Here is a 24,741-nt window from a genome sequence, read left to right on the forward strand (position 1 = left end):
AGCAACGGTGGGAGACGTGCGTCCGCAGGGCGGGAAAACGCGCCATGCGCCCACCATCACGACCGTCATGCATAGATCGCGGCTATCGAGAGTGGCGCGAGACGGTGCTTCTCAACAGCCTGCTAGGAGCACCGCCGGAGAAGGTATCCGACAGCTTCAAGACCGCTTAATTAGGAGACATCCCATGTCACTGGTCATCAACACCAACGTTTCCTCGCTGAACGCGCAGAACAACCTGACCAAGTCGCAGAGCGCGCTGGCCACCGCCACCATGCGCCTGTCCTCGGGCCTCAAGCTCAACAGCGCGGCCGACAACGCCGCGGGCTTCGCGATCGCGCAGCGCTACACCACCCAGATCGGCGGCCTGTCCCAGGCCAGCGCGAACGCCTCGGACGCGATCAACCTGGCGCAGACCGCCGGCAGCGCGCTGGATCAGGTCACCGCCAACCTGCAGGCGATCCGCGACCTGGCCGTGCAGTCCGCCAACGGCACCTACACCGCCTCGGACCGTTCCTCGATCGACCAGGAAGTGCAGCAGCGCCTGGCGGAAATCACCCGCATCGCCAACCAGACCACGTTCAACGGCTCCAAGGTGCTGGACGGTTCGCTGGGCACCAAGAGCTTCCAGGTCGGCGCCGACGTGGGCCAGACCATCAGCGTGAGCCTGGGCACCAGCGTGAAGGCCTCCGCGATGGGCCAGATCGCCCAGGTGGAAACCGGCAACCTGAGCGGCGCGTTCGTCGACGCCAGCGGCAATGCCCAGACGATGGACCTGAGCAAGATTTCCATCACCGGCACCGACGGCAAGGCAGTTGCGCTTTCCGGCAAGGCCGGCAGCGTGCAGGACCTGGCCGACGCGATCAATGCCGCAGGCGTCACCGGCGTCAGTGCGGCGGTCGACGGCAACGGCGGCGTCAGCCTGTTCGCCAACGGCAGCTTCACGGTGGCCGACAGCGGCGCGGCCGCAAGCGGTGCGGTGACCACCGCCGCGATCACCAGCGGTGCCTACGTGAACGGTTCCACCACGGCCACCGATGCCTCGGGCAGCATCGCCACGGCGGGCTCGCTGGCCACCGGCAACGTGCAGACCGTCAACAGCGCCAATGCGCTGATCTCCCAGGTGGACGTCGCGTTGAAGTCGGTGGCCGACTTCGCCGCCCAGCTGGGCGCGGTGCAGAACCGCTTCCAGTCCACCATAGCCACGGTGGCGGCGCAGAGCACCAACCTGCAGGCCTCGCAGTCCACCATCCAGGACGCGGACTTCGCGGCCGAGACGGCGGCGCTGAGCAAGGCGAATGTGCTGCAGCAGGCAGGCATCTCGGTGCTGGCCCAGGCCAACTCCAACCCGCAGATGGCGCTGAAGCTGCTGCAGTGACGGCGACGGAGCAACCATTCGCGGGCCGGTCGCGCCGCGAATGGTTGCCCCGGGCGGTGGCGGCTCCCGCAACGGAGTCGCCGTCGCCACGAGGGTTTCAGGCAAAGCCCATGCAGCTGGCGTGAGTTTTGCCTGTGATTCTTGAATCCCCGTCGATCGGGATCGAATCACCACAGGAACAGTCCCATGACTTCCATCTCCGGCGTCGGCACCACCACCACTGGCACGGGCAGCAGCGCAGGCAGCGGCCTGAGCAGCACCAACAGCCCGGGCAGCGGCCTGCTCAGCTCGGCGGGCATCGGTTCGGGGCTGGACGTCAACGCCATCATCACCGCGCTGGTCAATGCCAAGCAGGCGGGCCCGTCGCAGCAGATCAGCAACCAGACCACGCAGTTGCAGGCGCAGGAGGCGGGGCTGACCGCGCTGGGCAGTGCGCTGAACTCGCTGCAGACCACGCTGGGCAAGCTGGGCAGCAGCCTCACCTTCAACAGCTACACGGCCACGCTGGGCGACAGCATGCTGGGCACCACCAGCACGCTGCCCAACGCGCAGCCGGGCACCTACAACCTGACGGTGAACCACCTGGCCACCGCGCAGAAGCGGGCCAGCACCGCCTACGCGTCGGGCAGCGCGGTGGGCGCCGGAACTTTGACGGTAAGCGTCGGCAACCAGTCGATGAACCTCAATGTCTCGGCGACCGACTCGATCAGCACCATCGCCACGGCGATCAACCAGTCCAGCGGCAATCCCGGCGTGCAGGCCACGATCGTCAACGGCACGAACGGCGCGCAGTTGCTGCTGACCTCCACCAAGACCGGCGTGGCCAACGCCTTCAGCGTGAGCGCGGGCAGCGGCAGCAGCGCGGGACTGTCCGCGCTGGCCACCACGCTGAACACGGCCGGATCGAACGAGGCCAGCGACGCCAGCCTGAGCATCGACGGCATCGCGGTGACCAGCGCCAGCAACGCGGTCAGCGGCGCACTGAACGGGGTCACCCTGAACCTGTCCGCCACCGGTTCCACCACGCTGACGGTGAGCCAGGACACCAGTGGAGCGAGCGGCGCGGTCTCGGACTTCGTCAACGCTTACAACAGCTACATCTCCACCGTGGGCACGCTGAGCAGCTACGACCCGACCTCCAAGCAGGGCGGGGTGCTGCTGGGCGACACCACGCTGATGTCGGTGCAGCGCCAGGTCAACAGCATGCTCAGCAGCAGCGTGGCGGGCAACAGCATCGGCTCGCTGGCGGCGCTGGGCATCACGCGCAATGCCGACGGCACGCTGTCCTCCGACAGCGGCAAGCTGAGCAGCGCGTTGCAGAGCAACCCGGGCGCGGTGCAGGACCTGTTCGCCGGCACCAACGGCTACGCCACCCGGCTCAACAGCATGCTGGACGGCTTCACCTCCAGCAACGGCATCCTCGCCACGCGCACCGCCAGCATCCAGAACCAGCTCAGCAACCTGAGCCAGGAATCGACGGCGCTCACCGCGCGCATGAATGTCTACGCGACCCAGCTGCGCCAGCAGTACACCGCGCTGGACACGCTGATGTCCTCGCTCAACAACACCAGCAGCTACCTCACCAGCTCGCTGCAGGCGATGTTGAATAGCAACTCATCGAACAAGTGACGGAGGCCCGGTCATGACGAACGCCTACATGCGCCAGGCCAGCGCGATGTACCAGCAGACCCGCGCCGAGGGCCGTGTGGAAGGTGCCGATCCGCACCAGCTGATCGCCATGCTGCTCGATGGCGCGATCGAGCGCATCGCGCAGGCGCGCGTGCACCTGCGTCGCGGCGACGTGCCCGCCAAGGGCGCCGTGGTCACCAAGGCGGTGGCGATCGTGGGGGAACTGCGCGCCAGCCTCAACCACGAGGCCGGCGGCTCGGTGGCCCAGCGGCTGGACTCGCTCTACGACTACGTCAATCGCCGCCTGCTGTTCGCGCAGCTCAACAATGACGAAGAGGCGCTGGTCGAGTGCGCACGCCTGCTCGAACCGGTGCGCGACGGCTGGAACGGCATCCGCGACGCCTACCTCGCCGGCCGGGCCGGGAGCGCCGCGTGACTGCGGGACACGTCCCGCTGGAGCGCGCGCTGGCGGTCAGCACCTCGATGCTGGCGGCCGCACGCGAAGGCCACTGGGACAGCCTGCCCGGGCTGGACGCCGAGCGCCAGCCGCTGCTGCGTGCTGGCCATCCGCACGACACGCGCAGCCGCGAACTGCTGCAGCAGCTGCTGGCCTGCAACGAGGAAATGCTGGATCTGGCCGCGCGTGCGCGCACCGAGGTCACCGACGCGCTAGGCCGCCACGGTTACGCGCACCAGGCCCTGCGCGCCTACGTCGACCTCGCCGGCTGAGTGCGGCGACCGGTCGGCGCATCGTGTCGCGACCGCGGCGCGCTTGATCCGCGGGCGTCCGGCGAGCATCGTGCTGCGGCAACATCAGCCTTGGGCCGGCCGACGGCCCGGATAGCCACGCGGAGCCGACATGACTGCCAGCAGCTGGGAAGAATTCGATCAACGCCTGAGCAGCGAGGAACACCTGCACGCCGACAGCGAGCCGCTGGCCTGGCCGCCGTCGCCGGAATTGCTGCAGCGGCTGGCCGAGCGCAACGCGAACACCCTGGCGACGCTGGCCGCGCTGGAAGAGCGCCGCGCCGACCTTGGTGACGACGACAACCCGCTGATGCAGGAAATGCTGCGCATGGATGCCAAGCTCACCGCGCTGGTGGAGATCGTGAACCAGTTGCTGGCGCCCGCCGCCGCGCTGCCGCCGCGCCGGACGCTGCGCTTCAACGCCATGGGCGCCGTGTTGCCGGTTGCGCTGCTGCCGGCCGGCGAGGGCCTGCTGCTGCGCCTGCGCTTCGACGCCTGCCGCAGCCTGCCGCTGGAATTGGCCGGCCGGATGGTGCGCACCATCGACGAAAGCCGGGGCTTCGTCGAGTTCGCCGTGCAGGGGGACGCGACAAGTGACGCGATTGAGCGCCTCGTGTTCCGCCATCACCGACGCAAAGTGGCAGAGGCGCGCCAGCAGCTCGGCTGACGCTCCGACGGAGTTGTCATTTCGCATGTGATATCGATCACACTTGCGTGATCCGGGCAGAGATTTTTTCGACGGCCGTCACGTGCTTCCGGATGGCTTCGTCACGGCACCGATTTTTCGCAAAGACCTTTCGTGTCATGCGCTTGCGGCAAACTCTTGCGCATGCAGGCGCGCTGCGGCCGCCGTCTTCTTGCAGCCGGGCGACGCTTTGCCGTCGCGACCGCCGTCAAAGTTGGCCCCCTTGTTGCTCCCCGTTCATCAAGCCGGCGACGGAAAGCCGGCACTGACGAACGACGCGCTCCGCTGGAAGCGGAGTAGCTGCGACAAGGGCGGTAGGAGTAGAGGCTGTGCAGAAATTCGATTTCCTCGTCATCGAGTCCGATGCGGCGCGTGCAGAAGCCGTGCTGTCGGCGCTTCACTTCCTGGGCTACCGGCCGCAGCTTGCCGCCGAATGCCGATCGGTCGACGAGTCCACCCACGCTTGGCAGGCCGTCTACGTCGGCAAGGTCGAGAGCGAGGCCGCGGCCGAACGCCAGCTGGCCCTGCTCGGCGACGCCGCGAACCATGTGCCGATGCTGGTGGCCGCCGATGCGCCGCTGGCCGAGCGCTGCGCGCGGATGGCCTCGCCGTCCGCCACGCGCATGGCCGTGCTGGAGTTTCCGCTGCGCTACGAGCAAGTGGCCGAGGCGCTGCGCAGCGTCCAGACGCGCCTGCTCGGCGGCCAGTCAACCGCGCTGCGCTTCGTGGGCCATTCGGCGCCGATGGTGCAAGTCAATGCGCTGATCCGCCAGGTGGCGCCGTTCGATTCCACCGTGCTGGTGCTGGGCGAGTCGGGCACCGGCAAGGAGATGGTGGCGCGCGCCATCCACGAGCAATCCTCCCGCCGCGACAAGCCGTTCGTGGCGATCAACTGCGGCGCGATTCCGGCCGAGCTGTTGGAAAGCGAGCTGTTCGGCCACGAGAAGGGCGCCTTCACCGGCGCGATCAGCGCGCGCAAGGGCCGCTTCGAGCTGGCCGAGGGCGGCACGCTGTTCCTGGACGAGATCGGCGACATGAGCCTGCCGATGCAGGTGAAGCTGCTGCGCGTTCTGCAGGAGCGCGTGTACGAGCGCGTCGGCGGCAGCAAGACCCAGCGCTGCGACGTGCGCATCATCGCCGCCACCCACCGCGACCTGGAACAGGCCATCGGTGAAGGCAAGTTCCGCGAGGACCTGTACTACCGCCTCTCCGTGTTCCCGCTGGAACTGCCGGCGCTGCGCGAACGGCTGGAGGACTTGCCGGTGCTGATCGAGGAGTTCAACCAGCGCCTGGCCCGCCGCGGCCTCGACGTGGCGCGTTTCAGCGCCGGCGCGATGCACACGCTGCGCGAGCACGCCTGGCCGGGCAACGTGCGCGAGCTGGCGAACCTGGTCGAGCGCATGGCGATCCTGTGCCCGCACGGCGAGGTGCGGGCCAGCGAGCTGCCGACGAAATACCGCCACGGGCCGGTCGGCGAGGAAGTGCACGGCGCAGCATTGCTGGCACTGATGGAGGATGTCCATGCGTCGGCGGCGGCCATGAGCGGGGTGCATGCGGTGGACGAGGCGCAGCGCCTGCTGCCGGAAGACGGCATCGACCTCAAGGATCACCTCGCCGACATCGAGGTGGGGCTGATCCGCCAGGCGCTCGACGCCACCGGCGGCGTGGTGGCGCACGCCGCGCGCCTGCTGCGCATGCAGCGCACCACGCTGGTGGAGAAGCTGCGCAAGTACGGTCTGCAGGCGAACGGCCTCGCCGCCTGAAGCCGGGATTGCGGATACGGGACTCGGGATCCGGAACGGCAAAGGCCACCGCGCTCCGTATCCCGAGTCCCGGAAAAAACCACTGGCACGGCTCCTGCATTCATCCCCTGCAAACCCGTCGCGCGACGGGATTCCGTCTTCCACCCATCGGCATGGACACCGCGGCATGAGCACGATCGACGTCAACAACCTGCTTGCCCAGATGCGCCAGATGACGGCGCAGGTGCGCATGCCGGAGACCGCGGTGCAGGCGCCGGCAAGCAGCGGCCCGGCGAATTTCTCCACGCTGCTGCGGCAGTCCATCGCCGCGGTGGGCAACAGCCAGGTCGAGGCGGGCAACATGGCCGCGAGCTTCGAGCGTGGCGATCCCGGCGCCGACCTCGGCCGCACCATGATCGCGGTGCAGAAGGCGGATCTCTCGCTGCGCACCGCGGTGGCGGTGCAGAACAAGCTGGTCGACGCCTACAAGGACGTCATGAACATGTCGGTCTGACGCCGACGCCCCGATCACCGAACAGCCCTGACCGACGAGCAGCAGCATGGCCGACAACGCCATCGCGACGACCGCCAACAACAGCGGCGCGCGCCTGGACTCCCTCAAGCAGATCACCCGCAATCCGGCGGCGCGCCAGCTCGTGTTGCTGGTGGCGGTGGCCGCGGCGGTGGCGCTGGGCGTGGCGGTGGTGCTGTGGTCGCGCGGCCCGAACTACGGCCTGCTGTACGCGGGGCTGGACCAGAAGGACGCCGCCGCGATCGCGCAGGAGCTGCAGGCCTCCGACACCGTGTACAAGCTGGGCAGCGACGGCACCTCGATCATGGTGCCGGCCGCCGACCTCGCCGCGCTGCGGCTGCGGCTGGCGGCGAAGGGCCTGCCGCAGGGCAGCGCCGCGATCAACACGCCGCCGGCCGGCGACTCGCCGTTCGGCATGAGCGACCTCGCCGAGCGCACGCGCTACCAGCAGATGCTGGAGAGCGACCTCGGCTCCACCATCGCCTCGCTGCAGTCGGTGCGCGCCGCGCGCGTGCACCTGGCGATGCCCAAGCCTTCGGCCTTCATCCGCGACAGTCGCGGCGCCAGCGCCTCGGTGCTGCTCACGCTGTACCAGGGCCGCCAGCTCGACGCGGGCCAGGTGGCGGCGATCGTGCACCTGGTGGCGTCCAGCGTGCCGGGGCTGGATCCCAACCAGGTCTCGGTGGTCGACCAGCAGGGCCGGTTGCTGACCGGCAATGCGGACGCGCCCGGCGAGACCGGCGACAACCGCCTGCGCCTGGCCACGCGCATCGAGAACACCTATGCCCAGCGCATCGAGGAGCTGCTGACGCCGCTGGTCGGCCCCGGCCGCGTGCGCGCGCAGGTCAACGCGGACCTGGATTTCAGCCAGACCGAGAAGGCCAGCGAAACCTACGGCCACGATCATCCGGCGCTGCGCAGCGAGCAGGTCAGCAGCGAGCAGCGCAGCGACGGTGGTGCCGCCGCCGGCGGCGTGCCCGGCGCGCTCAGCAACCAGCCGCCGGCGACGGTGGCGCAGCCCACCGCCGCGAAACCGAACGCCGGCGCGGCCGCCGCGCCGGGCAACACGGCGTCGACCAGCACGAACAGCCGCGACGGCGAGAGCTCCAGCAGCGCCACGCGCAATTACGAACTCGACCGCACCATCAGCCACGTCAGCGATCCGGCCGGCCGGCTGGCCCGCCTCACCGTGGCGGTGGTGGTGGACGACAAGCTCGCGGCGGCCGTCGCCGGCGCCGCCAGCGGTGCCAGGGACGTGCCGTTCACGCCGCAGGAACTGCAGCATCTCACCGACCTGGTGAAGAACGCCGTGGGTTTCGACGCCGCGCGCGGCGACAGCGTCAGCGTGATCAACCAGGCCTTCCACCGCAACGCCGCGCCAGACGCGGCGCCCGCGACGCCGCTGTGGGAGCGCCCGGGCGCGCTGGACCTGATCAAGCAGGGCCTCGGCGTGCTGATCGCGCTGTTGGTCGCGTTCGGCCTGCTGCGCCCGTTGCTCAAGGGCTTGCTGCGCGGTGGGCCGGCGAAGGAAATCCTGGCGGCGCCGCTGCCCACCGTGTCCGTGCGCGTGGGCGACGACGAATCCGCGTCGCACGGCCAACTGGCCGGCGTCCAGCCAGCGCGCCTCGACGCGACGCCGGCGCTGGCCTACGAGCAACGCATCGGCCAGGCCAAGCGCATGGTCGGCGAGAACTCCCGGCAGGTGGCCCAAGTGGTAAGGAACTGGGTGAACGAAGATGGCAATTAACCGGCACGAGGCGCCCGTCACCGGCGCGCAGCGGGCGGCGATCCTGCTGCTCACGCTGGGCGAGCAGGATGCGGCCGAAGTACTCAAGCACCTGAGTGCGCGCGACGTGCAGGCGGTCGGCAGCGCGATGGCCGCGCTCTCCAGCGTCTCGCGCGAGCAGGTGACGGACGTGCTGGACAAGCTCGACGAAGACATGGGCCGGCAGACCTCGCTGGGCGTCGGCACCGAGGAATACATCCGCAAGATACTCACCAACGCGCTGGGCGAGACCAAGGCCGGCGGCCTGATCGACCGCATCCTGCTCGGCCGCAGCTCGAAGGGGCTGGAATCGCTGAAGTGGATGGAGAGCCGCGCGATCGCCGAGATGATCAACCAGGAACATCCGCAGATCATCGCGCTGGTGCTGGCGCACCTGGAGCCGGACCAGGCGGCCGAGGTGATTGGCTACCTGCCGCCGCGCGTGCGTTCCGACGCGGTGATGCGCATCGCCACGCTCGACGGCGTGCAGCCGCATGCGCTGAACGAGCTGGACGAGATCATGGAGCGCCAGTTCAACGGCAACACCAAGAAGCTGAAGTCCGCCAACGTGGGCGGCCTGAAGGCGGCCGCCAACATCCTCAACGCGATGGACAGCAGCCGCGAAGCCGAGCTGATGACCGCGATCCGCGGCCAGGACGAGGCGCTGGGCGGGCGCATCGAGGATCTGATGTTCGTGTTCGAGGATCTCGCCGAACTGGACGACCGCGGCATGCAGACCCTGCTGCGCGAGGTGCCGTCGGGCATCCTGATCACCGCGCTGAAGGGCGCCGAGCCGGCGATCCGCGAGAAGATCTTCGCGAACATGTCCAAGCGCGCCGCCGACATGATGCGCGACGACCTGGAAGTGAAAGGCCCGGTGCGGCTCAGCGAGGTCGACGCGGCGCAGAAGGAAGTGCTGGCCGCGGCCAGGAAGCTCGCCGACGCCGGCCAGCTCAGCCTGGGCAGTGGCGGGGATGACTACGTCTGATGGCGGCCGCGATCCACGATGCCGCGATGGATTTCCGGCGCTGGGAACTGCCGCAGGTCGGCGCCGAGCCGGCGGCGGCACAGGACGACGCGGCGCTGCCGCAGCCGACCGTGCGCGAGCTGGAGGCGCTGGAGCAGCAGGCGCGCGACGAAGGACGCGCCGCTGGCCTCGCCGAAGGGCGGGCCGTGGCGGCGCAGGAACTGCACGAACGCCTGGCGCAGCTCGACGCCGTGTATGAAGCGGCGGCGCGCCCGCTGCAGGCGTTCGACGAACAGGTGGCGCAGGAGCTGGCCCGCCTCGCGATGGTGGTGGCCGGCCGGGTGGTCGCGCACGAGCTGCAACTGTCGCCCGAGCTGGTCGTACGCGCCGTGCGCGAGGCGGCCGACGCGCTGCCTGCGGCGACCCGTGAATTGCGCGTGCACCTGCATCCGCAGGATCTGGCCCTGCTGCGGGAACTCGGCGCGGCCGAACGCCACTGGCAACTGCTGGCCGATCCCGCGCTGGCGCGCGGCGACTGCCGGCTGGAAAGCGAACACTCGCGGCTCGACGCGCGGGTGGAAACCCGCCTCGCGGCGGTGGTCGATGCCGTGCTCGGCGAGGCCGCCGGGTCGCACGAGGACGCCGCATGAACGCCGTGGCCGATCCGGCCGCGCGCCGCGCTCGCTGGCAGCGCCAGTTCGCGCGGCACGCCGCCCGCGCCGCCGCGGCGCGCCCGCTCAGCGTGGAAGGCAGTCTGCGCCGCGTGGTGGGGCTCACCCTCGAAGCCGAAGGCTGCGAGGCCGCGCTCGGTGCGCGTTGCCTGGTCGACACCGCCGACGGCGCCACGCTGGAAACCGAAGTGGTGGGCTTCGCCGACGAACGCCTGCTGCTGATGCCGGTGGGCGACATGCACGGCGTGTTGCCGAACGCGCGCGTGCGCCCCTGCGCGCACAGCGGCGGCCTGCCGGTGGGCCGGCAGTTGCTGGGCCGGGTGGTCGGCGCCGACGGCCTGCCGCTGGACGGCCAGGGCGCGCTAGCTGCCGACGAGCATGCCGCGCTGAAGAACGAACCGATCAACCCGATGGCGCGCAAGCCGATCGACGCGCCGCTGGACGTGGGCGTGCGCGCCATCAACGCCTTGCTCACCGTGGGCCGCGGCCAACGCCTGGGCTTGTTCGCGGGCTCCGGCGTGGGCAAGTCCACCCTGCTCGGCATGATGACGCGCTACACCGACGCCGATGTGGTGGTGGTGGGCCTGATCGGCGAACGCGGCCGCGAGGTGAAGGAATTCGTCGAGCACACCTTGGGCGCGGAAGGTCGCCGCCGCGCGGTGATCGTCGCCGCGCCCGCCGACGCGCCGCCGCTGAAGCGCCTGCGCGGCGCGCAGTACGCCACCGCGATCGCCGAATGGTTCCGCGACCAGGGCCTGCGCGTGCTGCTGCTGATGGATTCGCTGACCCGCTACGCCCAGGCGCAGCGCGAGATCGCGCTGGCGATCGGCGAGCCGCCCGCGACCAAGGGTTATCCGCCATCGGTGTTCGCGCTGCTCCCCGCGCTGGTCGAGCGCGCCGGCAACGACGCCGAGGGGCGCGGCTCGATCACCGCGTTCTACACCGTGCTCACCGAGGGCGACGACTACCGTCACGACCCGATCGCCGACGCCGCACGCGCGATCCTGGACGGCCACATCGTGCTGTCGCGCGACCTCGCCGAGGCCGGCCACTATCCGGCGATCGACATCGAGGCCTCGATCAGCCGGGTGATGCCGCAGGTGGTGGCGCGCGAGCATCTGCAGGCGGCACAGTGCTTCCGTCGCGTGTATTCCGCCTACCGCCAGCAGCGTGACCTGATCGCGGTGGGCGCCTACCAGAAGGGCTCCGATCCGCAGGTGGATCTGGCCATCGAGCTGTGGCCGCAGTTGCGCGACTTCCTGCAGCAGGAGGTCGACGAACCGATGACGCTCGAAGCCGCCGTGGCGCGGCTCGGCAAGCTCGCCGAACAGGTAACCGCATGAACTCCCGCTCGAAACGCCTGCAGCCGGCGGTGGACCAGGCCCACCAGCAGACCGAGGACGCGCTGGCGAAGCTGGCCACGCAGCAGCAGCAGCTGGCGAAGGCCGAACACCAGCTCGGCGAACTCGAGCGCTACCGCAACGAATACGCCGCCGCGGGCGAGGGTGGGGTCAGCGTCAGCGCGCTGCTCAACCGCCAGCAATTCGTCGCGCGCATCGACCAGGCGATCGCCCAGCAGAGCGCCGAGGTGCACCGCCAGCATCGCCGGCTAGCCCAGGTGCGCGACTCCTGGCAGCAGGCGCATGCGCGCGAAAGCGCGCTGGGCAGCGTGGTCGCGCAGCACCAGGAACACGAGCGCCGCGCCGAGGAGCGGCGCGAACAGGCCGAGGTCGACGAACGCATGCAGCAACGGCGGTCGCGATGAAGCGCTTGTCCGCCAGCACAGGAATCCTTGCGCCATGACGACGGCCCCCATGCTTCCCCAGCTGCCTGCCGCGAGCAGCGTGCGCAGCGCGCCCGCCGCCGTGCCAGGCAACAGCCCGGCACCGAATCCGTTCGACCAGCACCTGCAGGCTGCGCGCGGCGCGCGGCCCACCGACACGCCACCGCCGGCGGACAAGTCGTCCACATCCGCGCCGGCTGCGCGCGCGCCGGCCGATTCATCCACCACGCATGCGGGGGCGAAGCCCGCGCAGGGGTCGAACGTGTCGACGGTTGCCACGACATCCGCGGCGTCAGCCGCGTCGGCGACGGGTACGTCGCCCACCGTGCCACGCGGGTCGACGGACGCCACCCAGGCCGATATCGCCCTGCTCGTGGCCCAAGCCGCGCCCATCGCCGCCGAGGCGGGCGATGCCGGGGCCGCCGCCACGGCGAAGACGGCGGACCCGACGAAAACCTCGACACCCGGCGAGCAGGGCGCCGCCACGCTGGCCGGCGCCCTGCTCGCCATGCTCGGCCAGGTGGCGAACGGCGTGCCGGGTGCGAAGTCCACGGCGGACGATGCCACGGTGTCGGCGGACGGCGCGGCCTCGGGCCAAGCCAAGGCCGCCGTGCTTCCGCAGAGCCAGGCACTGGACGACAAGGCGCTGGCCGCGGCCGTCGCCACCGTTGCGCCGAACGCCAACCTCGCCGCCGCACTGGGCAACGCGGAGCACGCGCTCGTGGCCGGCGACACCGACACGCACAAGGATCACGGCCTGGAAGCGCTGGCGCTGGCCACCGCGCCAGCGCCGACCCCGGCACCCGCCACGCCGACGCTGCCCCAACTGCAGCTGGCGTCGCCGCCGGGCAGCCCCGGCTTCGCCGGCGAACTCGGCCAGCAAGTGCTGTGGCTGGGCCAGCAGGACATCAAGGAGGCGAAGATCCGTTTGCATCCCGAGGATCTCGGCTCGATCGACGTGCATCTCAGCGTGAACCACGACCGCGTGGACGTGGTGTTCAGCGCGCAGCACCCGGCCGCCGTCACCGCGGTGCAGCAGAGCCTGCCGCAACTCGATCAGCTGCTGGCCCGGCATGGCCTCGCGCTGGGCCACGCCGAGGTGGGACAGCAGCAGAACCGCGGCGACCAGAGCGCGCGCGGCGAAGGACAGGGCGGGTCGACGACTGCGGACGAGATCGGCGAAGTGCAGGGCGTGAGCCTGCCCGCCGCGAGCAGCCGGATCGGCCTGCTCGACGCATTCGCCTGAGAACCTGAGAACCCGGAATCCGCACGGCCGTCGCCGCGTCGGCGGTGTCGGCACGCGTCGTGCCGCGCGCGACGGACGCGCGTCGCGGCGGGCTTCCGGCACGCGTCAAGAAAGCGCCGCCGACCACCGCACGAACCCCCGCAATCCCCTTGTCGCAAGGCTTTCCGGGCATGGCACATGGATTGCATTGGACGGGTGGGCGCGTCGCGACGCGCAATTTCCAAACCCGCGGATCGAGGATTTCATGGCCAACGAGGAACAGACCGCAGCGGCACCGGTACCGGCGGCGCGCAAGCGACGCGGCCCGCTGCTGATCGGCGTGGTGGCGTTGCTGGTGCTGGCCGGTGGCGGCTACGCCTGGCAGGCGCAGAAGGCCGCGCATGCGGCCGCCGCCAGGCAGACCGCGACGGACACCAAGCCCGAGCTGTACCTGCCGATGGACCCGCCCTTCGTGGTGAATTTCCGCGACGAGGAATCGCTGCGCTACCTGCAGGTGGCGGTGACCCTGATGGCGCACGACCCGAAGGCGATCGAGGTGGCGAAGTCCGCCGATCCGGTGATCCGCGACGCGCTGGTCTCGCTGTTCAGCAACCAGGAGTACTCGATCATCAGCAACGCCGCCGGCCGCGAGAAGCTGCAGGCGCAGGCGCTGGCCGCGGTGCGCAAGATCGTCCAGGCGCGGCTGGGCCGGCCCGGCATCGACGCGTTGTACTTCACCAGCTTCGTGATGCAGTGACGGGACGCCGGCGATGAGCGACCTGCTTTCCCAGGACGAGATCGACGCGCTGCTCGACGGCGTGACCGACGGCGCGGTGGAAACCGGCGGTGACCAGCCGCTGGCGCCGGGCACGGCGATCTCCTACGACTTCACCCAGCAGGACCGCATCGTGCGCGGCCGCCTGCCCACGCTGGAAATGGTCAACGACCGCTTCGCGCGCTACTTCCGCACCGGCGTTTTCAGCGTGCTGCGCAAGACCTGCGAGGTCTCGGTGCTGGGCGTGAAGATGCAGAAGTTCGCCGAGTACGTGCACGGCCTGGTGGTGCCAACCAATTTGAACCTGGTGCGGATCAAGCCGCTGCGCGGCACCGCGCTGGTGGTGTTCGAGCCGCGCCTGGTGTTCAGCGTGATCGACAACTTCTTCGGCGGCGACGGTCGTTTCCACGCGCGCATCGAGGGCCGCGACTTCACCGCCACCGAGAACCGCGTGATCCAGATCATGCTGGGCGAGCTGTTCACGGCGATGGTGGAAGCCTGGGCGCCGGTGCTGGGCCTGCAGTTCGAATACCAGGGCTCGGAGATCAACCCGCAGTTCGCGAACATCGTCAGCCCCACCGAGACGGTGGTGGTGTCGCGCTTCCACGTCGAACTCGACGGCGGCGGCGGCGAGATCCACCTGACGCTGCCGTACGCGATGGTCGAGCCTATCCGCACCCTGCTCGACGCCGGCGTGCAGAGCGACCGCGTCGACCGCGACGACCGCTGGGCCGAGCTGCTGCGCGACGAGGTGCTCGACGCCGAAGTGCCGCTCAGCTCGCAGCTGCTCGACATCGAGCTCACCCTCGGCGAGTTCCTGCACCTGCGGCCCGGCGACGTGCTGCCGATCCAGCTGCCCGAACTCGCCACCGTCTACGCCGAGGACGTGCCGCTGTTCCGCGGCCGCTACGGCCAGGCCAACGGCCGCAATGCCATCCGTTTCCACAACCAGGTCGGCCGGCGCGAAGTGCGCACCGGCGGCGACCTGTCCAGCCGGGAAGAAATCGCATGAACCAGTCCACCGAAGCCCTTGCCGACGACGTCGGCGAACGCGTCCAGTTCGATGCGCTGCGTGGTGGCAGCGGCGGCGCCGGCGAAGTCAACCTCGACATGATCCTCGACGTGCCGGTGACCCTGGCGATGGAGGTCGGTCGCACGCGCATCAGCATCCGCAACCTGCTGCAGCTCAACCAGGGCTCGGTGGTGGAGCTGGACCGCGCCGCCGGCGAACCGCTGGATGTGTTTGTCAACGGCACCCTGGTCGCCCACGGCGAGGTGGTGGTGATCAACGAGAAGTTCGGCATCCGCCTGACCGACGTGATCAGCCCCGCCGAGCGCGTGCGCAAGTTGCGGTGATTGAGCCGTGATTCGGGATTCGGGGTTCGGGATTCGGATGGCGCTGGCACCTGCAGCGTTGCCCGCGGCGGACGTCAATGTGGGCGGCGAGCTGTTGCGGGTGCTGCTCAGTCTCGCCGCGGTGGTGGCGCTGATTTTCGTGGCTGGCTGGATGTCGCGGCGCATGCAGGCGCGCAGCCGGCCGGGCGGGCGGCGCATCCGCTGCGTGGAGACGATGGCGGTGGGCGCGCGCGACCGCGTGCTGCTGCTCGACGCCGACGGCAAGCGCCTGCTGGTAGGCGTGGGCCCGGGCGGCATGCGCACCCTGCATGTCTACGAGGGTGCGGCGCCGGCCGACCCCGTTGTACCGGCGCCGCTGCCGGCGGTTCCGAACATGGCGCAACTGCTGTCGCGCTGGAAGGCGAAGTCGTGATGAGGCATCGCTCACTCGCCGCGCGCTGCTGGCTCGCGCTCGCCCTGTTGCTGTTGCCGTTGCTCGCGTCGGCCGCGCCCCAGGCCGCGCCGGCCACGCCGACCCCGTCGATGCCGGCCAGCCCGGCGGGCCTGGGCGGTGCGGGCATCCCCGTGCTGACCGTGCACGATGCGCCGGGCGGCGCGAAGAACTGGACGCTGTCGCTGCAGATGCTGGCACTGCTCACGGTGCTGACCCTGCTGCCGGCGATCCTGCTGATGATGACCTCGTTCACCCGCATCATCATCGTGCTGGGTTTCCTGCGTCAGGCGCTGGGCACGCAGTCCACGCCGCCGAACCAGGTGCTGCTGGGGCTGGCGCTGTTCCTCACCTTGTTCGTGATGTCGCCGGTGCTGAACCGCGCCTACGCCGACGGCGTGAAGCCGTACATGGACGGCCAGATGAGCGCCGAGCAGGCGCTGCCCGCGGCCACCGCACCGTTCAAGCGCTTCATGCTCGACCAGACCCGCGAGGCGGACCTCGCGCTGTTCACCAAACTGGCCGGCGAGCAGCCCTACGCCAGCAAGGCCGACGTGCCGTTCAAGGTGGCGATGCCGGCCTTCCTCACCTCGGAACTGAAGACCGCATTCCAGATGGGCTTCCTGCTGTTCATCCCGTTCCTGATCATCGACCTGGTGGTGGCCAGCGTGCTGATGTCGATGGGCATGATGATGGTCTCGCCGATGATTATCTCGCTGCCGTTCAAGATCATGTTGTTCGTGCTGGTGGACGGGTGGACGCTGTTGCTGGGGACCCTGGCCGGGAGCTTCTACACGTGAGCGCCGTGCTGACGTTCACTCCCTCTCCCCTTCGGGGAGAGGGTTGGGGTGAGGGGCGGGTGCTCGCCTGGACGCCTGCCTGCGGCGGGTTGGACTGCCAAGAGCTTTCGTGCGCCTGCGGCGCCCGAGTTACTTTCTCTTTGCGTGGCCAAAGAGAAAGTAACCAAAGAGAAAGGCCACCCCGGTTGGCGCTTGCCGGGCGTCCTGCCCGGCAAGTCTGTGAGGCGGGGTCGGGCTTTTCGAGCGGGCTCCTGCCCGCGCGAAAAGGCGAGTCCATCCTTGGACTCGCCCGCTGCGCGGCCTTCTCGTCTCCGCCTCACCGCCGCCCAGGGGCCCCGGAAAAGCAGGCGCGCATCGTGCGCGCCAGAAGCAACAGCAAAAGCAGAGCGCCGCTCATTGCGGGGTGCTCTTGCTCTTCTGAAAAGTGCGCGCCGGAAGCGCGCTGCTCTACCCGGGGCCCCTATGGCGCGGCGGGCGGGTGGAGGAAAGTCCGCAGGATGGCCCGCAGGGATGCGGGCCAGCTTTCCGCCGGCACATGGAGGTGCCGTCGGAAAACCCCGGAACCCGCCCGCGCACCCGGAAGGCAGGATGCCTGGAGGGCGCGCCATCGGGGTGTCGTTTCCTCTTGGTTACTTCTCCTTTGGACAAGCAAAGGAGAAGTAACTCGGGCGCCGACAGGCGCACGAAACCGCTCTGAAATTCACGGACACGTAGAAGCAAAAGCCCCCCTCACCCCGACCCTCTCCCCCAAGTTGCACTTGAGGGAGAGGGAGGATCGTGCCCGATGACCCCCGAATCCATCATGGAAATCGGCCAGCACGCCCTCTACGTGGCGATGTTGGTGGCCGCGCCGCTGCTGCTCACCGCGCTGGCGGTGGGCCTCTTGATCGGCGTGATCCAGGCGGCCACGCAGATCAACGAGATGACGTTGTCGTTCATCCCCAAGCTGATCGCGATGGCGCTGGTGGCGTTGATCGCGGGGCCGTGGATGCTGCGCCTGCTGGTGCACTACACCACGCAGCTGATCGAGAGCCTGCCGGGGGTGATCCGGTGATGACGCTGGATGTGGCCTGGCTGCTGCCGTGGCTGGACCGCTTCCTGTGGGCGCTGGCGCGGGTGAGCGGGCTGTGCCTGCTGGCGCCGGTGTTCGGCGCCTCGGTGATTCCGATGCGGGTGCGGCTGGGCGTGGTGGTGGTGCTCAGCCTGGTGCTGGCGCCACTGGCGCACGCGGCGCCGCCCGATGTGCTCAGCGCGGCGGGCATGCTGGGGTTGGCGGGGCAGCTGGCGATCGGTGCGGCGACGGGCTTCGTGCTGAAGCTGGTGTTCGACGCGGTGCAGTTCGGCGGCGGCCTGGTGGGGCAGAGCATGAGCTTGGGCTTCGCCGAGGTGGTCGATCCGCAGGCCGGTGGCAGCGCGAACGTGCTGGGCCAGTTCTACCTGGTGCTGGTGACTTTGTTGTTCCTGGCGATGGACGGCCATCTGCGCCTGATCGCGCTGCTCGCCGACAGCTTCGGCAGCCTGCCGCCGGGCGGTCCGGCGCTCGATGCGAACGGACTGCACGCGGTGCTGGCCTTCGGCGTGCAGCTGTTCGGCGGCGCGGTGCGCGTGGCGCTGCCGGCGATGACCTCGCTGCTGGTGGTGAACATCGGCTTCGCGGCAATCAGCCGCGCGGCGCCGTCGATGAACCTGTTCGCGGTGGGTTTCCCGATCACCGTGTCGCTGGGTTTCATCGCGCTGTGGCTGTCCCTGCGCAGCCTGCCGGGCGCGTTCGAAGCCTTGCAGGGCGATGCGTGGACCTTGATGCGCCATCTGCTCGGCGGCTGAGCGATGAGTGACGACAGCGACCAGGAAAAAACCGAACAGCCGACAGAAAAACGGCTCAAGGAATCGCGCGAGAAAGGCGAGGTCCCGCGATCGCGCGACCTCTCCGGCGCGGCGGTGGTGCTGGCCGGCGTGGCGGCGTTGATGGCCGGCGGCCCGGCGTCGTTCGAGCATGCGCGGCGCATCTTCGGGTTCGGCCTGGGCTATTCGCGCGAGGCGCTGTTCTCCGACGCGTTGCCGGGGCGCGTGCTGCATGCGGCGCTGCGCGAGGCGCTGGCGCTGTTCGCGCCGGTGGCGCTGGCCACGCTGCTGGCCGCGTTCGCGGCACCGCTGCTGCTGGGCGGGCTGAACTTCAGCGGCAAGGCGCTGGAGCCGAAGTTCGAGCGGCTGGATCCGATCAAGGGCCTGGGCCGCATCTTCGCGTTGCGCGGCCTCGTGGAACTGGGCAAGGCGCTGTTGAAGCTGCTGTTCATCGGCGCCGTGCTGGCGCTGCTGCTGCGCCACTGGCAGGGCGCGCTGCAAGCCACCGGGCGCGGCGCGGTGAGCGCGGGCATCGCGCAGGCGCTGGGCCTGCTGGGCCAGGCCGCGCTGTGGTTCGGCAGCATCCTGGCGCTGATCGGCGGCCTCGACGCGCTGTACCAGAAGTACGACCACACCAAGAAGCTGCGCATGAGCCGGCAGGAGATCAAGGACGAGATGAAGGAGAGCGAAGGCAGCCCCGAGATGAAGGGCCGCATTCGCCAGGTGCAGATGGCGCAGGCGCGCCGCCGCATGATGGAGGAACTGCCCAGGGCCGACGTGGTGGTGGTCAACCCCACCCACTTCGCCGTCGCGCTGAAATACGACGACGGCCGCATGGGCGCGCCGCGGGTGATCGCGAAGGGCGTCGACGTGCTGGCCCAGCAGATCCGCCTGGTGGCGGGCAGCCATCGCATTCCGCTGGTCGAGGCGCCGCCGCTGGCACGCGCCTTGTATGCAAGCACGAAGCTTGGCCAGGAAATCCCCGCTGCGCTGTACGTGGCGGTGGCCCAGGTGCTCGTCTACGTCTACCAGCTGAAGCAGGCTGCGGCGCAGGGCGAGGCGCCGCCGGCCGTGCCGAACCCCGAGGTCGATCCCGACCTGATGGGTCCTTATCGCTGACAGGCTGTCGGAAACAGCCTGTTCCTTTATCAACAAGCAGTCACGAGTCAAATCCATGACGGGCACGCAGGTACTGGGCAATTTCAAGCAGCTGGCGCGACGGGGCGTCGGCGCGCCGGTGATGATGCTGGTGATGCTGGCGATGATGATGTTGCCGCTGCCGCCGTTCCTGCTCGACATGCTGTTCAGCTTCAACATCGCGCTGTCGCTGGTGATCCTGCTGGCGGTGGTCTACGTGATGCGCCCGCTGGAATTCGCCGCGTTTCCCACCGTGGTGCTGATGGCCACGTTGTTGCGCCTCGCGCTCAACATCGCCTCCACCCGCGTGGTGCTGCTGCACGGCCACGACGGCCCCGGCGCCGCCGGCAAGGTGATCGAGGCATTCGGCGAGTTCGTGATCGGCGGCAACTTCGCGGTGGGCCTGGTGGTGTTCGCGATCATCACCATCATCAACTTCGTGGTGGTCACCAAGGGCGCCACCCGCGTGTCCGAGGTCACCGCACGCTTCACCCTCGACGCGATGCCCGGCAAGCAGATGGCGATCGATGCCGACCTCAACGCCGGCCTGCTGACCCAGGAGCAAGCCAGGGAACGGCGCCAGGAAGTGCGCGAGGAGGCGGACTTCTACGGCTCGATGGACGGCGCCTCGAAGTTCGTGCGTGGCGACGCCACCGCCGGCATCCTGATCCTGATCATCAACATCGTCGGCGGCTTCTTCGTCGGCGTGATGCAGCACGGCCTGTCCGCCGGCGAGGCGGCCAAGACCTACACCTTGCTCACCATCGGCGACGGCCTGGTGGCGCAGGTGCCGGCGCTGATGCTGTCGGTGGCCACCGCGATCATCGTCACCCGCGTCTCGCGCGCGCAGGACATGGGTCGCCAGCTCGCCGGCCAGGTGTTCGGCCAGCCGCGCGCGCTGGCGGTGGCGGCGGTGGTGCTGGGCGTGATGGGGCTGATCCCCGGCATGCCGAACCTCGCCTTCCTGCTGCTGGGCGGCGTGTGCGGCGGCGCGGCGTGGCTGCTGTTCAAGCGCCAGCGCGAGACACGCGAGCAGCTCGCCGCCGATACCGCAGCGACGCCGGCGCCGGTGGCGCCGGCCGAGCGCGTGGAGCTGGGCTGGGAGGATGTGACCACGGTCGATCCGCTGGGCCTGGAAGTGGGTTACCGGCTGATCCCGTTGGTGGACCAGCACCAGGGCGGCGAACTGATGGGGCGGATCAAGTCGGTGCGCCGCAAGCTGTCGCAGGAACTGGGCTTTCTGATCCCCGCGGTGCACATCCGCGACAACCTCGACCTCGGTCCCAACAGCTACCGCATCATGCTGATGGGCGTGCCGATGGGCGAGGCCGAGGTCCACACCGAGCGCCTGCTCGCGATCAACCCCGGCCAGGTGCACGGCACGGTACCCGGCATCGCCACCCAGGACCCGGCGTTCGGCCTGGAAGCGGTCTGGATCGAGCCGGGCCAGCGCGAGCTGGCACAGGGCTACGGCTACACCGTGGTCGATCCGGCCACGGTGATCGCCACGCATCTCTCGCACATCCTGCAAGGCCACGCGCATGAGCTGCTCAGCCACCAGGACGTGCAGCAACTGCTCGACCGCCTCGCGCAGGGCGCGCCCAAGCTGGTCGAGGACCTGGTGCCCAAGCGCCTCACCTTGGGCGTGGTGGTGAAGGTGCTGCAGAACCTGCTGGCCGAGCGGGTGCCGATCCGCAACATGCGCGGCATCGTCGAATCCTTGGCGGAGCACGCGGCGCAGAGTCAGGATCCCGGCGTCCTCACCTCCGCCGTGCGCGTGGCGCTGGGCCGCCAGATCGTGCAGGAGATCGCCGGGCTGGGCACCGAGGTCCCCGTCATCACGCTGGCGCCGGAGCTGGAGCAGATCCTGCTCGGCTCGATGTCCGGCGGCGTGGCGGGCGCCGCGGTGGAACCGGGCCTCGCCGACCGCCTGCAGCAGAGCGTGGCCGAGGCCGCGCGCCGCCAGGAAATGAGCGGCGAGCCCGCGGTGTTGCTGGTCGCGCCGCTGCTGCGGCCGTGGCTCGCGCGCTTCACCCGGCACGTGGCACAAAACCTGCACGTGCTCGCCTACAACGAGGTGCCCGACAACCGTCGGGTGCGACTGGTGCAGGCCTTGGGGCGTTGAGGAGCAGGGACTTGGATATCGGCATGCGGAATTCGGAAAAGCGGTCGGCGCGGCGGACTTGCGGCGTCCTGGCTGATGACGGATCACCGCTCGCGACTCCAGGATTCCGCTCGCGGAGCAAGCACGCATGAAGATCAAACGTTTCGTGGCGTCCGACATGCGCCAGGCGATGCGCGAGGTGCGCGAGGAGCAGGGGCCGGATGCGGTGATCCTGTCCACGCGCCGGATGGACGACGGCATCGAGGTGATCGCCGCGATCGACTACGACGAGGCGCTGGTGCGCGAGGCCGCCCGGCACGGCGCGCCCGCCGCGCCGCCGCCGTCCGCACCGGAGGCGAAGGAAGCGAAGGCCGAGCCGGCGCCGCTTGCGGCTCCGGCACAGGCGTCGACGCCGGTCGCCCCCGCGAAGCCGTCGGTGCCACCGCCACCCGCGCCGCGTCGCCTGCACACCGTCGCACCGCCGGTCGCCGCGGTCGCGGCGGAACCGCCCGCGGTGCACCCGCTGATGGAACGCGCCGCGCGCGACACCGCGCAGTTGCGCAACGAGCTGGGCGACCTGCGCGCGATGCTGGAGCTGCAGCTGTCCAGTCTCGCGTGGAACGACATGGAGCGGCGCCAGCCGCTGCGCGCGCGCATCCTGCGCGAGCTGACCCGGCTCGGCATCGAGGCCGACGTCGCGCGCACGCTGGTGGCCGAACTGCCGGAACAGCTCAACGCCGACCAGGCGCGTTACCTGCCGCTGGGCATGCTCAGCCGCAGCCTCGCGGTAAGCGGCCGCCAGCTGTGCGACGACGGCCGCGGCGTCACCGCCCTGGTCGGCCCCACCGGCGTGGGCAAGACCACGACCATCGCCAAGCTCGCTGCGAGGGCGGTGATGCGCCACGGCGCCGGGCGCGTGGCGCTGGTCAGCACCGACCATTACCGCATCGGCGCCGCCGCGCAGCTGGAGCATTACGGGCGCCTGCTCGGCGTGCAGGTCTATCCCGCCTACGACGCGCGCAGCCTGGGCAAGGTGCTGGAGATGCTCGCCGGCCGCCACACCGTGCTGATCGACACCGCCGGCATGGCCGGCAGCGACCCGCGCCTGGCGCAGCAACTGGAGATCCTCGCCGACACCGGCGAGCTGCGTTCCTGCCTGGTGCTGGCGGCCAACGCGCAGACTTCCTCGCTGGAGGACGCGGTGCGCGCCTACCGCGCGCTGAAGCCGCACGCCTGCATCCTGACCAAGCTGGACGAGGCGCCGAAGCTGGGCGGCGCGCTGTCGGTGCTGATCCGCAATCGCCTGCCGCTGGACTACGTCACCGACGGCCAACGCGTGCCCGAGGACATCGCCACCGCCGACGCGCGCGTGCTGGTGTGCCGCGCCGCGCAGTCGCTCAAGAGCGAGCTCCCCGACGACGATCTGATGGCCGAGCGCTTCGGCCTCGCCGTGGCGCAGGCATGAACGGGGTGCTCGCGATGAACCAGGCTTCGGGACTGAAGCAGATGCTGGCCGCGATGGTTGGCCGCGTGGTGCCTGAGGCGGGCGCCGGCCACCAGGCCGACGGCCTGCTTGCCGCGGTGTCGACTTCGCGCCGGCACTGCCAGACGATCGCGGTGGCCGGCGGCAAGGGCGGCGTGGGCAAGAGCACGCTGGCGGTGAACCTCGGCGTGGCGCTGGCCGGCGCCGGCCGCGAGGTGATGCTGCTGGATGCCGACACCGGGCTGGCCAACGTCGACGTGATGCTCGGCCTCGCGCCGTCGCGCCACATCGGCCACCTGCTCGACGGCGAATGCACGCTGCAGGAGCTGCTGCTGCCCGCGGCCTGCGGCCTGCAGGTGGTACCGGCCGGTTCCGGCGCGCGCCGGCTGGCGCAGCTGGGCAACAACGAACTGGCCGCGATCATCCGCGCCTTCGACGAACTGGCGCGGCCGCCCGAGTACCTGCTGGTGGATACCGCCGCGGGCCTGTCCGACAGCGTGACGATGTTCGCCGCCGCCGCCGCCGAGGTGATCCTGGTGGTGTGCGACGAGCCGGCCTCGTTGACCGACGCCTACGGCCTGGCCAAGGTGCTCAGCCGCGACTTCGGCGTGCGCCGCCTGCGCATGGTCGCCAGCATGGCGCGCAACGAAGGCGAGGCGCGGCAACTGCACCAGAAGCTGGCGCGGGTCAGCGACCGCTTCCTCGACGTGGCGATCGAATTCAGCGGCTGGGTGCCGCACGACGAGCGCCTGCGTCAGGCGATCCGGCGCCAGGCCGCGGTGGTCGAGCTGTGGCCGTCCAGTCCCTCGGCGCGGGCATTCAAGAAACTGGCCGGTGCGGTCGATAAGTGGATCGAGCCCGAGCATGCGGGTCTCGACCGTATCTCCTTCTTCGGTGGCCGGACGGCTCCGGCCGGGGGTATGCCGGGATGAACGCGGCTTCGGAATATCTGCAACTCTCCCGCGAGAGTGCCGACGAACTGGTACGTCGGCACGCGCCGCTGGTCCGGCGGATCGCCTATCACCTGATGGGGCGATTGCCGGCCAGCGTCGACGTGGGCGACCTGATCCAGGCGGGAATGATCGGTTTGCTGGAGGCAGCGCGCCACTTTGCCCACGACAAGGGCGCCAGCTTCGAGACGTTTGCGGGCATCCGCATCCGTGGCGCGATGCTGGACGAGCTGCGCCGCGCCGACTGGACGCCGCGCTCGGTGCATCGCAAGACCCGCGAAGTGGCCGAGACGATCCGCCGGATCGAGGCCGAGACCGGCGCCGTGGCGGACGACGCCGAAGTGATGCGCCGGCTCGGCATGAGCGCGGAGGAATACCACCAGGTGCTCGCCGACGCGACCTCTTCGCGCCTGCTCAGCCTCACCTCCTCGGACGACGGCGAGGACACCGGCGTGCTCGACGTGGCCGACGAGAACAGCCTCGGCCCGGACGAGGGCATCGAGCACCAAGGCATGCGCGCGGCACTGGTCGAGGCGATCACCGCGCTGCCCGAGCGCGAGCAGCTGGTGATGTCGCTGTACTACGAACAGGAATTGAACCTCAAGGAAATCGGTGCCGTGCTCGGCGTCAGCGAGTCGCGCGTGTGCCAGATCCACGGCCAGGCCGTGCTCCGGCTGCGCGCGCAGCTGGCCGGCTGGCGCGACTGAGTCCACGCCACCCCACCATCCCCGGGGCCGCATGCG

The 24,741-nt window shown here is 69.9% G+C and carries 25 protein-coding genes; all 25 read left to right on the forward strand.

Annotated features, from left to right (window positions below; all coding sequences use genetic code 11):
* Positions 1 to 184: 184 nt before the first annotated feature.
* Positions 185 to 1,375: a flagellin gene (locus tag B0E52_RS11385; RefSeq protein WP_077483957.1), complete on the forward strand. Its 1,191-nt coding sequence runs from the start codon at positions 185 to 187 to the stop codon at positions 1,373 to 1,375.
* Positions 1,376 to 1,561: 186 nt separating this feature from the next.
* Positions 1,562 to 3,004 (forward strand): flagellar filament capping protein FliD, encoded by a 1,443-nt coding sequence (gene fliD / locus B0E52_RS11390; protein ID WP_077483958.1) that lies wholly within the window; start codon positions 1,562 to 1,564, stop codon positions 3,002 to 3,004.
* A 13-nt stretch (positions 3,005 to 3,017) separates the two neighbouring features.
* Entirely contained in the window at positions 3,018 to 3,440 is a 423-nt protein-coding gene (gene fliS / locus B0E52_RS11395; protein WP_077483959.1) for a flagellar export chaperone FliS, read from the forward strand.
* A complete protein-coding gene (locus B0E52_RS11400; RefSeq protein ID WP_077483960.1) occupies positions 3,437 to 3,733 on the forward strand; it encodes a flagellar protein FliT in 297 nt (98 codons plus the stop codon). Before fliS ends, B0E52_RS11400 begins: the two co-directional genes overlap by 4 nt.
* Before the next feature lie 130 nt (positions 3,734 to 3,863).
* Complete coding sequence (locus B0E52_RS11405; protein ID WP_077483961.1) at positions 3,864 to 4,418, forward strand: PilZ domain-containing protein; 555 nt, start codon at positions 3,864 to 3,866, stop codon at positions 4,416 to 4,418.
* 347 nt (positions 4,419 to 4,765) lie between these two features.
* Positions 4,766 to 6,199 (forward strand): sigma-54 dependent transcriptional regulator, encoded by a 1,434-nt coding sequence (locus B0E52_RS11410; RefSeq protein ID WP_077483962.1) that lies wholly within the window; start codon positions 4,766 to 4,768, stop codon positions 6,197 to 6,199.
* 166 nt (positions 6,200 to 6,365) lie between these two features.
* Positions 6,366 to 6,692 (forward strand): flagellar hook-basal body complex protein FliE, encoded by a 327-nt coding sequence (gene fliE, locus B0E52_RS11415; protein WP_077483963.1) that lies wholly within the window; start codon positions 6,366 to 6,368, stop codon positions 6,690 to 6,692.
* A gap of 46 nt (positions 6,693 to 6,738) precedes the next feature.
* On the forward strand, positions 6,739 to 8,457 hold the full coding sequence (gene fliF / locus B0E52_RS11420; RefSeq protein WP_077483964.1) for a flagellar basal-body MS-ring/collar protein FliF: 1,719 nt from the start codon (positions 6,739 to 6,741) through the stop codon (positions 8,455 to 8,457).
* Positions 8,447 to 9,463 carry a flagellar motor switch protein FliG gene (fliG, locus tag B0E52_RS11425; RefSeq protein WP_077483965.1) on the forward strand — a complete coding sequence of 339 codons (1,017 nt, stop codon included), beginning with the start codon at positions 8,447 to 8,449 and terminating at the stop codon, positions 9,461 to 9,463. The genes fliF and fliG overlap by 11 nt, the downstream gene beginning before the upstream one ends.
* Positions 9,463 to 10,092: a FliH/SctL family protein gene (locus B0E52_RS11430; protein WP_077483966.1), complete on the forward strand. Its 630-nt coding sequence runs from the start codon at positions 9,463 to 9,465 to the stop codon at positions 10,090 to 10,092. The genes fliG and B0E52_RS11430 overlap by 1 nt, the downstream gene beginning before the upstream one ends.
* Entirely contained in the window at positions 10,089 to 11,456 is a 1,368-nt protein-coding gene (fliI, locus tag B0E52_RS11435) for a flagellar protein export ATPase FliI (protein WP_077483967.1), read from the forward strand. The genes B0E52_RS11430 and fliI overlap by 4 nt, the downstream gene beginning before the upstream one ends.
* The gene (fliJ, locus tag B0E52_RS11440; protein ID WP_077483968.1) at positions 11,453 to 11,878 is read left to right on the forward strand and encodes a flagellar export protein FliJ; all 426 of its coding nucleotides are present in this window, start codon (positions 11,453 to 11,455) and stop codon (positions 11,876 to 11,878) included. Before fliI ends, fliJ begins: the two co-directional genes overlap by 4 nt.
* A 34-nt stretch (positions 11,879 to 11,912) precedes the next feature.
* Positions 11,913 to 13,142 (forward strand): flagellar hook-length control protein FliK, encoded by a 1,230-nt coding sequence (locus B0E52_RS11445; RefSeq protein WP_168174183.1) that lies wholly within the window; start codon positions 11,913 to 11,915, stop codon positions 13,140 to 13,142.
* A 244-nt stretch (positions 13,143 to 13,386) separates the two neighbouring features.
* On the forward strand, positions 13,387 to 13,878 hold the full coding sequence (locus B0E52_RS11450; protein WP_077483987.1) for a flagellar basal body-associated FliL family protein: 492 nt from the start codon (positions 13,387 to 13,389) through the stop codon (positions 13,876 to 13,878).
* A gap of 13 nt (positions 13,879 to 13,891) precedes the next feature.
* Entirely contained in the window at positions 13,892 to 14,908 is a 1,017-nt protein-coding gene (gene fliM / locus B0E52_RS11455) for a flagellar motor switch protein FliM (RefSeq protein WP_077483970.1), read from the forward strand.
* Positions 14,905 to 15,252, forward strand: a complete 348-nt coding sequence (gene fliN, locus B0E52_RS11460; RefSeq protein ID WP_077483971.1) for a flagellar motor switch protein FliN — start codon at positions 14,905 to 14,907, stop codon at positions 15,250 to 15,252. Before fliM ends, fliN begins: the two co-directional genes overlap by 4 nt.
* A gap of 37 nt (positions 15,253 to 15,289) precedes the next feature.
* Positions 15,290 to 15,664 (forward strand): flagellar biosynthetic protein FliO, encoded by a 375-nt coding sequence (gene fliO / locus B0E52_RS11465; protein WP_077483972.1) that lies wholly within the window; start codon positions 15,290 to 15,292, stop codon positions 15,662 to 15,664.
* On the forward strand, positions 15,664 to 16,482 hold the full coding sequence (gene fliP / locus B0E52_RS11470; protein WP_077483973.1) for a flagellar type III secretion system pore protein FliP: 819 nt from the start codon (positions 15,664 to 15,666) through the stop codon (positions 16,480 to 16,482). The genes fliO and fliP overlap by 1 nt, the downstream gene beginning before the upstream one ends.
* 784 nt (positions 16,483 to 17,266) lie before the next feature.
* A complete protein-coding gene (fliQ, locus tag B0E52_RS11475; protein ID WP_077483974.1) occupies positions 17,267 to 17,536 on the forward strand; it encodes a flagellar biosynthesis protein FliQ in 270 nt (89 codons plus the stop codon).
* A complete protein-coding gene (gene fliR / locus B0E52_RS11480) occupies positions 17,536 to 18,306 on the forward strand; it encodes a flagellar biosynthetic protein FliR (RefSeq protein ID WP_077483975.1) in 771 nt (256 codons plus the stop codon). Before fliQ ends, fliR begins: the two co-directional genes overlap by 1 nt.
* A 3-nt stretch (positions 18,307 to 18,309) precedes the next feature.
* Positions 18,310 to 19,443 carry a flagellar biosynthesis protein FlhB gene (gene flhB, locus B0E52_RS11485; RefSeq protein ID WP_077483976.1) on the forward strand — a complete coding sequence of 378 codons (1,134 nt, stop codon included), beginning with the start codon at positions 18,310 to 18,312 and terminating at the stop codon, positions 19,441 to 19,443.
* 55 nt (positions 19,444 to 19,498) lie between these two features.
* Positions 19,499 to 21,586 (forward strand): flagellar biosynthesis protein FlhA, encoded by a 2,088-nt coding sequence (gene flhA, locus B0E52_RS11490; protein WP_077483977.1) that lies wholly within the window; start codon positions 19,499 to 19,501, stop codon positions 21,584 to 21,586.
* A gap of 127 nt (positions 21,587 to 21,713) precedes the next feature.
* Positions 21,714 to 23,030, forward strand: coding sequence for a flagellar biosynthesis protein FlhF (gene flhF, locus B0E52_RS11495; RefSeq protein ID WP_077483978.1), 1,317 nt, complete (start codon positions 21,714 to 21,716; stop codon positions 23,028 to 23,030).
* Between the two features lie 14 nt (positions 23,031 to 23,044).
* Positions 23,045 to 23,980 (forward strand): P-loop NTPase, encoded by a 936-nt coding sequence (locus B0E52_RS11500; protein WP_077483988.1) that lies wholly within the window; start codon positions 23,045 to 23,047, stop codon positions 23,978 to 23,980.
* Entirely contained in the window at positions 23,977 to 24,705 is a 729-nt protein-coding gene (locus tag B0E52_RS11505; protein WP_077483979.1) for an RNA polymerase sigma factor FliA, read from the forward strand. Before B0E52_RS11500 ends, B0E52_RS11505 begins: the two co-directional genes overlap by 4 nt.
* Positions 24,706 to 24,741: the final 36 nt, after the last annotated feature.

This window comes from Rhodanobacter sp. C06, assembly GCF_002001105.1.
Classification (GTDB): domain Bacteria; phylum Pseudomonadota; class Gammaproteobacteria; order Xanthomonadales; family Rhodanobacteraceae; genus Rhodanobacter_A.

Bases quoted from the DNA above. Each gene is read 5' to 3' on its own strand.
- B0E52_RS11385 (WP_077483957.1), top strand. From the start codon at position 185: ATGTCACTGGTCATCAACACCAACGTTTCCTCGCTGAACGCGCAGAAC.
- fliD (WP_077483958.1), top strand. From the start codon at position 1,562: ATGACTTCCATCTCCGGCGTCGGCACCACCACCACTGGCACGGGCAGC.
- fliS (WP_077483959.1), top strand. From the start codon at position 3,018: ATGACGAACGCCTACATGCGCCAGGCCAGCGCGATGTACCAGCAGACC.
- B0E52_RS11405 (WP_077483961.1), top strand. From the start codon at position 3,864: ATGACTGCCAGCAGCTGGGAAGAATTCGATCAACGCCTGAGCAGCGAG.
- fliE (WP_077483963.1), top strand. From the start codon at position 6,366: ATGAGCACGATCGACGTCAACAACCTGCTTGCCCAGATGCGCCAGATG.
- fliF (WP_077483964.1), top strand. From the start codon at position 6,739: ATGGCCGACAACGCCATCGCGACGACCGCCAACAACAGCGGCGCGCGC.
- fliG (WP_077483965.1), top strand. From the start codon at position 8,447: ATGGCAATTAACCGGCACGAGGCGCCCGTCACCGGCGCGCAGCGGGCG.
- B0E52_RS11430 (WP_077483966.1), top strand. From the start codon at position 9,463: ATGGCGGCCGCGATCCACGATGCCGCGATGGATTTCCGGCGCTGGGAA.
- fliI (WP_077483967.1), top strand. From the start codon at position 10,089: ATGAACGCCGTGGCCGATCCGGCCGCGCGCCGCGCTCGCTGGCAGCGC.
- fliJ (WP_077483968.1), top strand. From the start codon at position 11,453: ATGAACTCCCGCTCGAAACGCCTGCAGCCGGCGGTGGACCAGGCCCAC.
- B0E52_RS11445 (WP_168174183.1), top strand. From the start codon at position 11,913: ATGACGACGGCCCCCATGCTTCCCCAGCTGCCTGCCGCGAGCAGCGTG.
- B0E52_RS11450 (WP_077483987.1), top strand. From the start codon at position 13,387: ATGGCCAACGAGGAACAGACCGCAGCGGCACCGGTACCGGCGGCGCGC.
- fliM (WP_077483970.1), top strand. From the start codon at position 13,892: ATGAGCGACCTGCTTTCCCAGGACGAGATCGACGCGCTGCTCGACGGC.
- fliN (WP_077483971.1), top strand. From the start codon at position 14,905: ATGAACCAGTCCACCGAAGCCCTTGCCGACGACGTCGGCGAACGCGTC.
- fliO (WP_077483972.1), top strand. From the start codon at position 15,290: ATGGCGCTGGCACCTGCAGCGTTGCCCGCGGCGGACGTCAATGTGGGC.
- fliP (WP_077483973.1), top strand. From the start codon at position 15,664: ATGAGGCATCGCTCACTCGCCGCGCGCTGCTGGCTCGCGCTCGCCCTG.
- fliQ (WP_077483974.1), top strand. From the start codon at position 17,267: ATGACCCCCGAATCCATCATGGAAATCGGCCAGCACGCCCTCTACGTG.
- fliR (WP_077483975.1), top strand. From the start codon at position 17,536: ATGACGCTGGATGTGGCCTGGCTGCTGCCGTGGCTGGACCGCTTCCTG.
- flhB (WP_077483976.1), top strand. From the start codon at position 18,310: ATGAGTGACGACAGCGACCAGGAAAAAACCGAACAGCCGACAGAAAAA.
- flhA (WP_077483977.1), top strand. From the start codon at position 19,499: ATGACGGGCACGCAGGTACTGGGCAATTTCAAGCAGCTGGCGCGACGG.
- flhF (WP_077483978.1), top strand. From the start codon at position 21,714: ATGAAGATCAAACGTTTCGTGGCGTCCGACATGCGCCAGGCGATGCGC.
- B0E52_RS11500 (WP_077483988.1), top strand. From the start codon at position 23,045: ATGAACCAGGCTTCGGGACTGAAGCAGATGCTGGCCGCGATGGTTGGC.
- B0E52_RS11505 (WP_077483979.1), top strand. From the start codon at position 23,977: ATGAACGCGGCTTCGGAATATCTGCAACTCTCCCGCGAGAGTGCCGAC.